Raw genomic sequence first — 13,250 nt, 5'->3', positions numbered from 1 at the left:
TCACAACTGCATAAGCTTAGAAAAGTTGAAAAGTGATAACTCTTTAATAAATTCTTGGTTTGTTAAAAGATATTTTGTCCACTACATTTTTTCAATTGACTATTATTTGTCATAGATATAACAGATAGAACATTGCATTCAGAATAATGAAAAACGCATCAAAAATGGTGCGTTCTGTTTTTATGCTACCATAAAAGGAGGAAAACAAATTGAAAATTTTTAAGGGAGAGTTTTATCGAATCTCTGTATTAACAGACAAGCTAGTAAGGTTAGAATACTCTCGAACTGGAAATTTTGAGGATAGAACGACACAACTTATCTATAATAGAGATTTTGGCCAAGTTTCGTTAGATTATATCGAGACATCAAATGTACTAGATATTATGACGGACTATTTTCATCTGCACTTTAATAAAGGAGAATTTAACGCCGAAAATTTATTTATAGAATTAAAAGGAAATTTTGCCGTATATGGTAGTCGCTGGTATTTTGGTGAATCTATTGAAACGTTAAAAGGAACAGCTCGGACTCTGGATAAGGCAGATGGAGCAATCTCGTTAGAAGATGGAATTATTAGCCGAAATGGTATAGCCTTATTGGATGATTCTCAAGGATTTATTTGGGATGAACAATCTGGTTATATTGAGAGAGAAAATCAAATTGACCTGTATTTCTTTGCCTATGGGCATGATTATAGAGGAGCAATCAGAGACTTTTACCATTTGACTGGTTCAACACCCTTGTTGCCAAGATATGCTTTAGGCAATTGGTGGAGTAGATATTGGCCTTATACGTCGGATGAATACTTGGATTTAATAGACAGATTTGAAACAGAGAAAATTCCATTATCTATCGGTGTGTTAGATATGGATTGGCATACAACTGACATTCCAGCTCGTTTTGGAAGTGGCTGGACAGGATATAGTTGGAATAGAAGCTTAATACCAAATCCAGAACAGTTATTGCAACAACTTCATGATAGAAAGTTAAAACTCTCCTTAAATGTCCATCCTGCTGATGGGATACGGGCTTATGAAGAAGCTTATCCTCAAATCGCAAAACGGTTGGGGTTAAATGTAGAACTAGAAGAACCTGCTATTTTTGATTTTTTTAATCCCTCTTTTAGGGAAGCCTACTTTAAAGATGTTCATTATGAGCTAGAAAAGCAGGGAGTAGATTTTTGGTGGATTGACTGGCAACAAGGGACACAAGGTATGCTAGATCCACTTTGGCTTTTAAACCATTATCACTATCAGGATAGTTGTAAAAATGCAGAAGGTGGTTTGATTTTATCAAGATATGCAGGTCCTGGTAGTCACCGCTACCCTGTTGGTTTTTCAGGGGATACTATTATTAGTTGGAATTCCTTAAGGTTTCAACCCTATTTTACAGCGACAGCATCTAATATCGGTTATAGTTGGTGGAGTCATGATATCGGTGGACATATGTTGGGGGATTATGACGAAGAGCTACAAACTAGATGGCTACAGTTTGGTGTTTTTAGTCCGATTACTCGATTACATAGTTCTAGAAGTCCTTTTAATAGTAAAGAACCTTGGTTCTTTTCAGAAACAACATCTAAGATTATGAAGAAATACCTTCGTTTGAGACATCAGATGATTCCCTATCTATATACCATGAATGTAAAGACACATGAGGAAGGTGCCCCATTAATCAGTCCAATCTATTATTTCTATCCAGAGAATGATGAGAGCTATAATGTTCCAAACCAATACTTTTTTGGAACAGAACTGATGGTGGCTCCCATTGTAGAAAAGATGGATTTGACATTCCAATCTGCAAAAGTAGATGTATGGTTCCCTGAAGGTGAATGGTATGACTTCTTTTCAGAGAAAAAATACACAGGTGGTGTGAAGTTAAGTGTTTATAGGGACATCTCGACTACGCCTGTGTTTGCAAAAAGTGGTGCAATCATTCCCTTGGTTGGTTCTGAGATAGGTATGGGTGTTGATTTACCTGAGGTTGTAGATTGGTATGTATTCCCAGGGAAACAACATTCTTTTGAAATGCTTGAAGATCAAAATGGTCAAAGATATAAAACAAGATTATCAATCGATTGGGAAATGGGAATGGTAGAGTTAGCATTACAAGGAGATTCTAGTATCGTTCCAAGCAATAGAAAACATAGAATTCATTTTAAAGGAACGAATGTGTCTATAATTGAATTGCCAAATAAGAATGATACAGCTAAATTTGAATGGAAAGATAATAAAAGGACATCTTTAAATGACGAAGTTTTTAGACTACTAAAGACAGCTTCTCTTCCATATGAATTAAAAGATAGATTGTTAAATCAATTCATCAATGCGAAAAACTCTCATGACTTAATGAATATCTTGCATCATCAGGATAAGGAATTGAGAGGGCGTTTGTTGGAAATGATATTTACTAGCCAAAACTAATTGATATAATTAGAAAGTCATTTGTTTAGTGTATATGAAGATTCTGTATGGTATTCGTTATCACTGGTCACATTGAAAATGTGAAATAAGCACCTACAACATAGACTTTACAACACTTCATGTTTCATATCATGGGGTGTTTTTCTATTTAAGTCAAAGCCAATCAAAAAATCTCACTATTCATCAGGTTAAAGGAAACCTAATCATAGTGAGATTGTGAATTATAGTAGAGTTTGTATCGCCTCTTCAATTTGTTTTGGGTCTGTTTTTGAAGAAAAGCGTTCAAAGACTTGCCCATCACGACTAATGAGAAACTTAGCGAAATTCCATTCGATTCGTTTTCCTAGTGGGCCAGATTTATGGTCTTTTAACCAGACATAGAGAGGGTCTGCTTCCTTACCGTTGACCTTAATCTTGGCAAAACGTGGGAAGGTGGTTTGAAAATGTAGGCTACAGAAGGCGTTGATTTCCTCTGCGCTGCCGGGTGCTTGTCCCATAAACTGATTGCAAGGGAAATCCAATATTTCGAAGCCCTGATCTTGATAGCGTTCATAGAGTTCTTGAAGTCCCTGGTACTGGGGCGTTAAACCACATCCAGTAGCAGTGTTGACAATCAAGAGAACTTTGCCACGATAGCTATCCAAGGGAGTTGCTTGGTTGTTTTGGTTCAAAACGGAAAAATCATAAAGTGAAGTCATGAGGGCCTCTTTTCTTTTTCTACATTGTAACAGTTTTTACTTTTTTCGTCGAGTCGGATGGAAGATATTGTTGAAGAATAAGCCCTCAATATGATAGAAACCGTTTACAAATAACTTTAAAAATGGTATGATTTAATTAAACCGGTTTACTTTGTTGCTATAAATCTCTAATTTGAGATTTAGTTCCTATTGATTTTACAATATGTTTATTGGAGTGTATACATGCAAACAAAAACAAAGAAGCTCATTGTGAGTTTGTCTTCACTTGTTTTATCAGGATTTTTATTAAACCATTATATGACAGTTGGAGCGGAAGAAACGACTACGAATACCATTCAGCAAAGCCAGAAGGAAGTTCAGTATCAGCAAAGGGATACAAAAAATTTAGTTGAAAATGGTGATTTTGGTCAGACGGAGGACGGAAGCAGTCCGTGGACAGGAAGCAAAGCTCAGGGGTGGTCAGCTTGGGTAGACCAGAAGAATAGTTCTGCAGATGCCTCAACTCGAGTCATTGAGGCTAAGGATGGGGCTATCACTATCTCAAGCCCTGAGAAATTAAGGGCAGCGGTTCACCGTATGGTTCCTATTGAAGCTAAGAAAAAGTATAAACTGCGTTTCAAGATTAAAACAGATAATAAAGTCGGGATTGCCAAAGTTCGTATCATTGAGGAAAGTGGTAAGGACAAGCGATTGTGGAATTCTGCAACGACGTCAGGAACAAAGGACTGGCAGACCATTGAAGCAGACTATAGCCCGACTTTAGATGTTGATAAAATCAAGCTGGAGTTATTCTATGAAACAGGAACTGGGACTGTTTCCTTTAAGGATATTGAGCTGGTAGAGGTAGCAGACCAGCCTTCTGAGGATTCTCAAACAGATAAACAGCTTGAGGAAAAGATTGATTTACCAATTGGAAAAAAACATGTTTTTTCTCTTGCGGACTATACTTATAAGGTAGAAAATCCTGACGTTGCTTCAGTCAAAAATGGAATTTTAGAACCTCTTAAGGAAGGGACAACCAATGTCATTGTCAGTAAAGATGGCAAGGAAGTGAAAAAGATTCCTTTGAAGATTCTAGCCTCTGTTAAGGATGCATACACAGACCGTTTGGATGACTGGAATGGCATCATCGCTGGGAATCAATACTATGATTCTAAAAATGAACAGATGGCCAAATTAAACCAGGAATTGGAAGGAAAGGTAGCTGATAGCCTATCCAGTATTTCAAGTCAGGCGGACCGCATCTATTTGTGGGAAAAATTTTCAAATTATAAAACGTCTGCAAATCTGACTGCCACTTATCGGAAATTGGAGGAGATGGCCAAGCAAGTGACCAATCCTTCTTCTCGTTATTATCAAGATGAAACTGTCGTTCGAACAGTCAGGGATTCCATGGAATGGATGCATAAACATGTCTACAATAGTGAAAAGAGCATTGTTGGGAACTGGTGGGATTATGAAATCGGTACACCTCGTGCCATCAACAATACCTTGTCTCTGATGAAAGAATACTTCTCTGATGAGGAAATTAAAAAATATACAGATGTGATTGAAAAATTTGTACCAGATCCCGAACATTTCCGAAAGACGACTGATAACCCATTTAAGGCTCTAGGTGGAAACTTAGTTGATATGGGAAGAGTAAAAGTAATAGCTGGTTTACTGCGTAAGGATGATCAAGAAATTTCTTCTACCATTCGCTCGATTGAGCAAGTGTTCAAGTTGGTAGACCAAGGTGAAGGTTTTTATCAAGATGGATCCTATATCGACCACACCAATGTTGCCTATACGGGTGCTTATGGGAATGTTTTGATTGATGGCCTGTCTCAACTGTTGCCAGTCATTCAAAAGACCAAGAGTCCAATCGATAAAGATAAAATGCAAACCATGTACCACTGGATTGATAAATCGTTTGCTCCTTTGCTGGTGAATGGAGAGCTGATGGATATGAGTCGTGGACGCTCGATCAGTCGTGCAAATAGCGAGGGGCACGTGGCCGCAGTAGAAGTACTAAGAGGGATTCACCGAATAGCGGATATGTCTGAAGGAGAAACCAAACAACGTTTGCAGAGTCTTGTGAAGACCATTGTTCAATCGGATAGTTATTATGATGTCTTTAAGAATTTGAAGACTTATAAGGATATCAGTTTAATGCAATCCTTGTTAAGTGATGCAGGAGTCGCAAGTGTTCCAAGACCAAGTTACCTATCTGCCTTTAACAAGATGGATAAAACAGCCATGTACAATGCAGAGAAAGGGTTTGGATTTGGCTTGTCACTCTTTTCCAGTCGTACCTTGAATTACGAACACATGAACAAGGAAAATAAACGTGGTTGGTATACGAGTGATGGGATGTTCTATCTTTACAATGGCGATTTGAGTCACTATAGCGATGGCTACTGGCCAACAGTCAATCCATATAAGATGCCTGGTACAACAGAGACGGATGCTAAGAGAGCGGATAGCGATACAGGTAAAGTTCTACCGTCTGCTTTCGTTGGAACGGTCAAACTAGATGATGCCAATGCGACAGCAACCATGGATTTCACCAACTGGAATCAAACATTGACTGCTCATAAGAGCTGGTTTATGCTGAAGGATAAGATCGCCTTTTTAGGAAGCAATATCCAAAACACTTCAACAGATACTGCTGCAACTACAATTGACCAGAGAAAACTGGAATCAAGTAATCCATATAAAGTCTATGTCAATGATAAAGAAGCCTCCCTTACAGAACAAGAAAAGGATTATCCTGAAACCCAAAGTGTCTTTTTAGAATCGTCCGATTCGAAAAAGAATATTGGTTACTTTTTCTTTAAGAAGAGTTCAATCAGTATGAGTAAGGCTTTGCAAAAGGGAGCCTGGAAGGATATCAATGAAGGACAGTCAGACAAGGAAGTTGAAAATGAATTTCTTACGATTAGTCAGGCTCATAAGCAAAATGGAGATTCTTATGGCTATATGCTCATTCCTAACGTGGATCGTGCCACCTTCAATCAAATGATAAAAGAGTTAGAAAGTAGCCTCATCGAAAATAACGAAACCCTTCAGTCTGTTTATGATGCTAAACAAGGAGTTTGGGGCATTGTGAAATATGATGATTCTGTCTCTACTATTTCCAACCAATTCCAAGTTTTGAAACGTGGAGTCTATACTATTCGAAAAGAAGGGGATGAATATAAGATTGCCTACTATAATCCTGAAACTCAGGAATCAGCTCCAGATCAGGAAGTCTTTAAAAAGCTAGAGCAAGCAGCTCAGCCACAAGTACAGAATTCAAAAGAAAAGGAAAAATCTGAAGAGGAAAAGAACCATTCGGATCAAAAGAATCTCCCTCAGACAGGAGAAGGTCAGTCAATCTTGGCAAGTCTAGGGTTCTTGCTACTTGGGGCGTTTTATTTATTCCGTAGAGGAAAGAACAACTAATTTGTTCATCATCTAGATGAATTACATGAAACTGTGGAAAATAGAAAAAATCCGAAGAAGGCTAAATATCTTCGGATTTTTCTTTTAAAAAGGGATAAGTTGATACTTATCCTTTTTTACTTCATTATGTGACTATAGCGTTTTGAAACTAGAATAGGACGTCATAACTGCTAAAAGATTTCTATAAATTCATTTGATTTTCCTAATCAATTTGTTCGTATCCTATTTCGCTCCACTATATTAGTCCGTCTCGCTCCGTGAGGTGCGAGACAAAACAACCACCCGCTATGCGGGTGCGCGTCGAAGATTATACCAAAAAAACTCCAAACGCGATACAATAAAGGTGTTCAATCCAATTGTAAAGCGAAAGGAGAAAAAATATGGCACAAAAGACTCATAGTTTATCATACACAAAGTGGATGTGTTCTATCATATTGTGTTCACCCCTAAGTATAGACGAAAAGTCATCTATAATCAATATAGAAGTAGTTTAGGCGAAATATTTCATCGCTTGTGTAGTTATAAAGGTGTTGAAATGATCGAGGGTCACTTAATGCCAGACCATGTACACATGTTAGTCAGTATTCCACTAAGGCTAAGTGTTTCAAGTTTTATGGGTTATTTAAAAGGCAAAAGTGCACTCATGATGTTTGACAAACACGCCAATCTCAAGTACAAGTTTGGGAATCGGCATTTCTGGGCGGAAGGTTATTATGTAAGTACAGTAGGGCTTAATAAAGCCACAATTAAGAAATATAGTCAAGATTAAAGAAATTATCCAGTGGATGATTTCTTCACGAGTATGAAAATTTGAGAACGAGTAAAGCATGATATATAGTAAAATGAAATAAGAACAGAACAAATCGATCAGGACAGTCAAATCGATTTTTAACAATGTTTTAGAAGTAGATGTGTACTATTCCAGTTTCAATCTACTATAGCACTAGATAAATTGAGTGTAAAAGAATATGAGGATCCCTTTAGGGATAGTGGTAAGTAATACCAAAGTCTCTTAAAGAGGCAAGTGACGAGTCAAGAGCAATAAGGCTTGAACAACGTGAAAGCCAGCGTCTTTAGGCGCTTGGCTGATGATTTGGGCTTATAGCTCTGAGATAAACCACCCGTTTGACGGGTGGTTATGATTTTATCTGAGTGTAACATACTGTTGGGCAATCTCGCTGATGCGGTCAAAGTTGCCTTGGGAAGCGAGTTTATTGAGTTCGCCACCAATTCCAACGGCATCTGCACCAGCAGCGAACCATTGAGGGATGTTGTTTAGGCCGACTCCTCCGGTTACCATTACGGAAACTTGTGGGATCGGTGCCTTAACTGCAGAGATATATGCTGGACTGAGAGTACTACCTGGGAAGAGTTTGATGATTTCACTACCGGCTTCAAGTGCAGTCGTGATCTCTGTGAGGGTAATACAGCCTGGAATGTACGGTGTGCTGTAGAGATTGCACATTTTCGCAGTTTCAGCATGGAAAGATGGAGAAACAACGTAATTTGCTCCAGCTAGAATGGCATCTCTAGCAGTTACGGCATCAAGCACAGTACCTGCACCGATACAAACACTCTGATCGTCCTGATACAAGTCTACAAGTTCCTTGATGATTTGTCCTGCATACTGATTGGTATAGGCGATTTCAATAGCTTTGATACCGCCCTTGATACAAGCAATCGAGGCTTGTAGTCCTTCTTCCTTTGTATTTCCTCGAATGACAGCGACAATTTTCTGTTTTTTTAGTTCAATAATCGTATCTGATTTGGTCATGTAATTCTCCTAACGAATGATATCTTGTGCATTTGCCAGTAAATTTTCAATACTAGTTGAGGAAGTGGAGAGATGGTCTCCTGGAAGAGTGCATTTGAGAGTTGCGCTCGCAACTGCAAAGTCAATGGTAGTTTTTAGGGAGGAAAGATGGAGTAGTTGGTAAAGGGCACCAGATATAAAGGCATCCCCGCTACCAATTCGTTGATAGACTGCAGTTTTTAGTTGGACAGACTCTTCAAATCGTTCTTCCAGAGCATAGGCTTGATAGACATTTTTGTCTTGCTCATCACTAGATCGGAGGGTATGGAAAATGGCCTTGAAACCATAGGCTTCTTTTAAAAGTCGCATGCGATTTTCCACCTCTTCTAGGCTAGCACTGTCTCTTGGGAACATCTCTAGATTTTGGTCATCAATCATGAGAGGATCAATACCGAAGCAATAGTCAGTAAAACGTGCAAACTTAGAAAATTCATACTTGGCTTCTAGGACTGAAATCATCTTTGTTCTCAGATTGAGATCCATTGAAACGACAATTCCTCGGCGCTTGGCTTCTTCCAAGAGTAGGAGAAGGATCGCACGGACCTCTTGACCGATAGCTATGGTGATTCCACTAAAATGAAAATGGCTAATCCCCTGAAAGAGAGAATCCATATCTAGCATGTTTGGCCGAATCTGGCTGATACTCGTATGCTTACGATCGTAGAAAACTTCACTTTGACGACAACCAAAGCCGTTCTCCAAATAGTAGAGGCCGATTCGATCGCCAAGCCGACAGATTGAACTGGTATCGATTTGGTGCTGTTTCAAGAATGTGAGAAAACGATCTCCAATCTCGTTGGCAGGGAGTGCGGTAAAGACTTTCGTTGAGATACCCAGGGCTTGCAAATTACAAGCGATGTTAATTTCTGATCCGCCAAAATAAGTCGAACTGGCAACATGATCGCCGATACTGGTGGCATCTAATGGTGAGATTCGAATTAATGGTTCGCCAAACAGTAATATTTTCGTCATCCATTAGTTCCTTTCTGGTTTAGAATAGCTTTACTTGGCTAATACTTCTTTCAAATAAGCAGCGACTTCATCATCTTGGCAGTTTTCAAAGAAGTATTCTTGGAAGTATTTGCCAGAGATGGTGTCTTTGAGGAAGTCTTGGTCGATTGTTTTAAGGATGGTCATCAAATCATTGTGGGTGATTTGTTTCACCTCGTTTAAGATACGAGCGTTGCGTTGTTCAGGGATTACACGTTCTCTTGGGTAGCCACCGCCCATTTCTTCAGCAAATAAGCGTTCAAACATCAATTTGAGGGTCAGTTCTGCCCCCCAGCCAAATCCTTTGGCATAAGGGATAGACAAGGCGTTACCACCATTGATTTGAGAATAAAGGTAAGCGTCAGTTGGGTCCACTGCTAGACCACAGACAACACCAGGGAAGCTGTTTAAAGCAAGCATAGCCCCTACACCCGTACCACAGCCGGTAACAACAAAGTCAACTGCCTTTGTATTTAAAAGGATGGCAGCCATTAGTCCGTTCTGCACATAAGTTAATTGACTTTCTCCTTCTTCTCCACGCATACCATAGTTAAATAATTGGTAGCCTTTTTTATCTGTCGCTTCTTTTAGACTATCGTAAATAATGTGATTCTTGCTAGCTTGACTATTTTCATTGATTAATGCGATTTTCATAAGATCTTCTTTCTATTTTTACTCAGGTTGTTTTCCGATGTAGGCTAAGATACCGCCATCTACATATAGGATGTGGCCATTGACAAAATTGCTGGCATCACTAGCGAGAAAGACAGCAGGGCCCATCAAATCTTCAGGATTTCCCCAACGTGCAGCAGGTGTTTTTGCAATGATGAACTGGTCAAATGGGTGGCGAGAACCATCTTCTTGCAACTCACGAAGAGGTGCTGTTTGAGGAGTGGCAATATAACCCGGTCCAATTCCGTTACATTGGATATTGGCTTCACCGTATTCAGACGCAATGTTGCGGGTCAACATTTTCAAGCCCCCTTTAGCAGCAGCATAAGCGCTAACTGTTTCACGTCCCAGTTCGCTCATCATCGAACAAATATTGATAATCTTTCCATGCCCTTTCTTTATCATAGAAGGAATAACTGCCTTTGAAACGATAAATGGTGCGTTTAAGTCAATATCGATGACCTTACGGAAATCAGCGGCGCTCATTTCGCACATTGGAACTCGGCGGATAATACCAGCGTTATTAACGAGGATGTCAATGACACCAACCTCTTGTTCGATTTGCTTGACCATGGCTTGGATACCGTCCTCGTCTGTCACGTCACAGACATATCCATGGGCTTCGATGCCAACTTCACGATAAGCTTCAATCCCTTTATTGACCAGATCTTGATTGATATCGTTAAAGACAATAGTAGCGCCGGCTTCAGCGTAGGATTTGGCAATAGCAAATCCAATTCCATAAGAAGCGCCGGTGATGAGAGCAATTTTTCCTTTTAAAGAAAACTGCTCAATTGAGAATGATGTATTTGTCATTTGATACTTCCTTTCAAATTTGTTAAGACTTCTCTATAACCAAATTATATTCTAGTAAACCGGTTTTGTCAATAAATAAATATTTTTATTTATAAAAAGATTTATTTTCCTTAAAAATGGAATATTTTGAAATTTCTGTCTATTAGAATGATTAAAAAGATAATGAAAGCGCTAATATTTTTTTAAAAAAACTATTGACAAGATAAAAATAAAGGATTACAATGGGGAATATAAAGTAAACCGGTAAACCTAAACAAGAAAGGAGAAAAGATGAAAATTGTACTTGTAGGGCATGGACATTTTGCTACAGGGATTTATAGTTCTTTACAATTGATTGCAGGCAATCAAGAAAATGTGGAGGCGATTGACTTTGTGGAAGGAATGTCAGCAGATGAACTCAAGCAAAAAATCTTACTTGCAATTTCAAATGAAGAAGAAGTTTTAATCCTAAGTGATCTCTTGGGAGGATCGCCATTCAAGGTTTCTTCTACCATAATGGGAGAAAATCCAGCCAAAACAATGAATGTTCTCTCGGGTTTGAACTTAGCCATGTTAATGGAAGCAGTCTTTGCTAGAATGACTCATAGCTTTGATGAGGTTGTTAATAAATCAGTAGTGGCGGCCCAGGGCGGAGTCGTAAATGGTAAAGAATTGTTTTCAACGGATGCAGAGGAAGAGGAAGAAGATTTCGAATCGGGTATTTAAAGGGTAAAAGAATGATAAAAAAGGTTACGATTGAAAAAATAAAATCGCCTGAGCGCTTCTTAGAAGTACCACTTCTGACGAAAGAAGAAGTCGGCCAGGCAATCGATAAGGTTATTCGGCAGTTAGAACTCAACCTTGACTATTTCAAGGAAGATTTCCCTACGCCAGCTACCTTTGATAATGTCTATCCAATCATGGATAACACGGAATGGACCAATGGTTTCTGGACAGGAGAACTGTGGTTGGCTTATGAATACAGTCAACAGGATGCATTTAAAAACATCGCTCATAAAAATGTTCTTTCTTTCCTGGATCGTGTCAATAAGAGAGTAGAATTGGATCACCATGATCTCGGCTTCTTGTACACACCGTCTTGTATGGCTGAATATAAGATAAATGGAGATGGAGAGGCTAGAGAAGCAACCTTGAAAGCTGCAGATAAGTTGATTGAACGCTATCAAGAAAAAGGTGGTTTTATTCAAGCTTGGGGAGACTTGGGCAAGAAAGAGCATTACCGTTTGATTATCGACTGCTTGCTCAATATCCAACTCTTATTCTTTGCTTATCAAGAAACAGGCGATCAAAAATACTACGATATTGCAGAAAGTCATTTCTATGCTTCAGCTAATAATGTAATCCGTGATGACGCTTCGTCCTTCCACACCTTCTATTTTGATCCTGAGACAGGTCAACCCTTTAAAGGTGTAACGAGACAAGGGTATAGTGATGATTCATGCTGGGCACGTGGTCAATCATGGGGAGTCTATGGTATTCCTTTGACTTATCGTCACTTAAAAGACGAGTCCTGCTTTGACTTGTTTAAGGGTGTGACCAATTATTTCTTGAATCGTCTGCCAAAAGATCATGTGTCCTATTGGGATTTGATTTTTAATGATGGTAGTGATCAATCACGAGATTCTTCAGCAACAGCTATCGCCGTCTGTGGGATTCATGAAATGCTAAAACATCTTCCAGAGGTGGATGCTGACAAAGATATTTATAAACATGCTATGCATGCCATGCTTCGTTCCTTGATCGAACATTATGCAAATGATCAATTTACCCCTGGTGGGACAAGTCTCCTCCACGGTGTGTACTCATGGCATTCAGGTAAAGGAGTGGATGAAGGCAATATCTGGGGTGACTACTATTACCTAGAAGCCCTTATCCGTTTCTACAAAGACTGGAACCTATATTGGTAGGAGGAGAAATATGACAATGCCAAATATTATTATGACCCGTATCGATGAACGGTTGATTCATGGGCAAGGACAACTTTGGGTAAAATACCTAGGTTGTAATACGGTCATTGTTGCCAATGACGAAGTAAGCACAGACAAGATGCAACAAACTCTGATGAAAACAGTTGTGCCAGACTCAGTTGCCATGCGTTTCTTCCCTTTGCAAAAGGTGATTGATATCATTCACAAGGCTAATCCTGCTCAAACGATCTTTATCGTTGTAAAGGATGTGAAGGACGCTTTAACCTTGGTAGAAGGTGGTGTCCCTATCAAAGAAATCAATATTGGGAACATTCACAATGCTACTGGTAAAGAGCAAGTGACACGCTCCATCTTCCTGGGTGAAGAGGACAAGGCAGCCCTCAAGGAATTAAGCCAAACTCATCAAGTAACATTTAATACGAAAACAACTCCAACAGGAAATGATGGAGCTGTTCAAGTCAACATTATGGACTATATTTAAAAG

General features: G+C 39.1%; 10 protein-coding genes and 1 pseudogene. 6 read left to right on the top strand and 5 right to left on the bottom strand.

Annotation, left to right across the window (positions count from 1 at the left end):
• The first annotated feature begins 209 nt into the window (after positions 1-209).
• Positions 210-2,423 (top strand): glycoside hydrolase family 31 protein, encoded by a 2,214-nt coding sequence (locus AT689_RS00920; protein WP_000688760.1) that lies wholly within the window; start codon positions 210-212, stop codon positions 2,421-2,423.
• Between the two features lie 221 nt (positions 2,424-2,644).
• On the opposite strand, the gene AT689_RS00915 is transcribed toward AT689_RS00920, so the two are convergent.
• Positions 2,645-3,121: a glutathione peroxidase gene (locus AT689_RS00915; protein WP_000203058.1), complete on the bottom strand. Its 477-nt coding sequence runs from the start codon at positions 3,119-3,121 to the stop codon at positions 2,645-2,647.
• Between the two features lie 222 nt (positions 3,122-3,343).
• Here AT689_RS00915 and AT689_RS00910 point away from each other — a divergent pair, with 222 nt between their 5' ends.
• Positions 3,344-6,547, top strand: a complete 3,204-nt coding sequence (locus AT689_RS00910; RefSeq protein ID WP_001193719.1) for an LPXTG-anchored hyaluronate lyase — start codon at positions 3,344-3,346, stop codon at positions 6,545-6,547.
• 380 nt (positions 6,548-6,927) lie between these two features.
• A pseudogene (gene tnpA, locus AT689_RS00905) lies at positions 6,928-7,304 on the top strand (IS200/IS605 family transposase); the annotation flags it as partial.
• A gap of 387 nt (positions 7,305-7,691) precedes the next feature.
• Here tnpA and AT689_RS00900 read toward each other — a convergent pair.
• Genes AT689_RS00900 through AT689_RS00885 form a run of 4 tightly spaced genes read right to left on the bottom strand, consistent with a single transcriptional unit; the run spans position 7,692 to position 10,838 of the window.
• Positions 7,692-8,321 carry a bifunctional 4-hydroxy-2-oxoglutarate aldolase/2-dehydro-3-deoxy-phosphogluconate aldolase gene (locus tag AT689_RS00900; RefSeq protein WP_000167295.1) on the bottom strand — a complete coding sequence of 210 codons (630 nt, stop codon included), beginning with the start codon at positions 8,319-8,321 and terminating at the stop codon, positions 7,692-7,694.
• A gap of 9 nt (positions 8,322-8,330) precedes the next feature.
• Positions 8,331-9,332, bottom strand: a complete 1,002-nt coding sequence (locus AT689_RS00895) for a sugar kinase (protein WP_000161482.1) — start codon at positions 9,330-9,332, stop codon at positions 8,331-8,333.
• 30 nt (positions 9,333-9,362) lie between these two features.
• Complete coding sequence (locus AT689_RS00890) at positions 9,363-10,004, bottom strand: RpiB/LacA/LacB family sugar-phosphate isomerase (RefSeq protein WP_000684786.1); 642 nt, start codon at positions 10,002-10,004, stop codon at positions 9,363-9,365.
• Between the two features lie 18 nt (positions 10,005-10,022).
• The gene (locus AT689_RS00885) at positions 10,023-10,838 is read right to left on the bottom strand and encodes a gluconate 5-dehydrogenase (protein ID WP_000185871.1); all 816 of its coding nucleotides are present in this window, start codon (positions 10,836-10,838) and stop codon (positions 10,023-10,025) included.
• 270 nt (positions 10,839-11,108) lie between these two features.
• On the opposite strand from AT689_RS00885, the gene AT689_RS00880 reads away from it, so the two are divergent.
• Genes AT689_RS00880 through AT689_RS00870 form a run of 3 tightly spaced genes read left to right on the top strand, consistent with a single transcriptional unit; the run spans position 11,109 to position 13,247 of the window.
• The gene (locus AT689_RS00880) at positions 11,109-11,543 is read left to right on the top strand and encodes a PTS sugar transporter subunit IIA (protein ID WP_000706828.1); all 435 of its coding nucleotides are present in this window, start codon (positions 11,109-11,111) and stop codon (positions 11,541-11,543) included.
• A gap of 11 nt (positions 11,544-11,554) precedes the next feature.
• Positions 11,555-12,745 carry a glycoside hydrolase family 88 protein gene (locus AT689_RS00875; RefSeq protein WP_000592948.1) on the top strand — a complete coding sequence of 397 codons (1,191 nt, stop codon included), beginning with the start codon at positions 11,555-11,557 and terminating at the stop codon, positions 12,743-12,745.
• 10 nt (positions 12,746-12,755) lie between these two features.
• On the top strand, positions 12,756-13,247 hold the full coding sequence (locus AT689_RS00870) for a PTS sugar transporter subunit IIB (protein WP_000178623.1): 492 nt from the start codon (positions 12,756-12,758) through the stop codon (positions 13,245-13,247).
• Positions 13,248-13,250 lie beyond the last annotated feature (3 nt).

The sequence above is a fragment of the Streptococcus pneumoniae genome (assembly GCF_001457635.1).
Lineage (GTDB): Bacteria > Bacillota > Bacilli > Lactobacillales > Streptococcaceae > Streptococcus > Streptococcus pneumoniae.
Note: the sequence above shows the minus strand (reverse complement) of the source record. Positions and strands in the feature narration are given on the sequence as shown.

Coding starts and splice junctions, on each gene's coding strand:
- AT689_RS00900 (WP_000167295.1), bottom strand. CDS start 8,321: ATGACCAAATCAGATACGATTATTGAACTAAAAAAACAGAAAATTGTC.
- AT689_RS00870 (WP_000178623.1), top strand. CDS start 12,756: ATGACAATGCCAAATATTATTATGACCCGTATCGATGAACGGTTGATT.
- AT689_RS00915 (WP_000203058.1), bottom strand. CDS start 3,121: ATGACTTCACTTTATGATTTTTCCGTTTTGAACCAAAACAACCAAGCA.
- AT689_RS00880 (WP_000706828.1), top strand. CDS start 11,109: ATGAAAATTGTACTTGTAGGGCATGGACATTTTGCTACAGGGATTTAT.
- AT689_RS00895 (WP_000161482.1), bottom strand. CDS start 9,332: ATGACGAAAATATTACTGTTTGGCGAACCATTAATTCGAATCTCACCA.
- AT689_RS00890 (WP_000684786.1), bottom strand. CDS start 10,004: ATGAAAATCGCATTAATCAATGAAAATAGTCAAGCTAGCAAGAATCAC.
- AT689_RS00875 (WP_000592948.1), top strand. CDS start 11,555: ATGATAAAAAAGGTTACGATTGAAAAAATAAAATCGCCTGAGCGCTTC.
- AT689_RS00885 (WP_000185871.1), bottom strand. CDS start 10,838: ATGACAAATACATCATTCTCAATTGAGCAGTTTTCTTTAAAAGGAAAA.
- AT689_RS00910 (WP_001193719.1), top strand. CDS start 3,344: ATGCAAACAAAAACAAAGAAGCTCATTGTGAGTTTGTCTTCACTTGTT.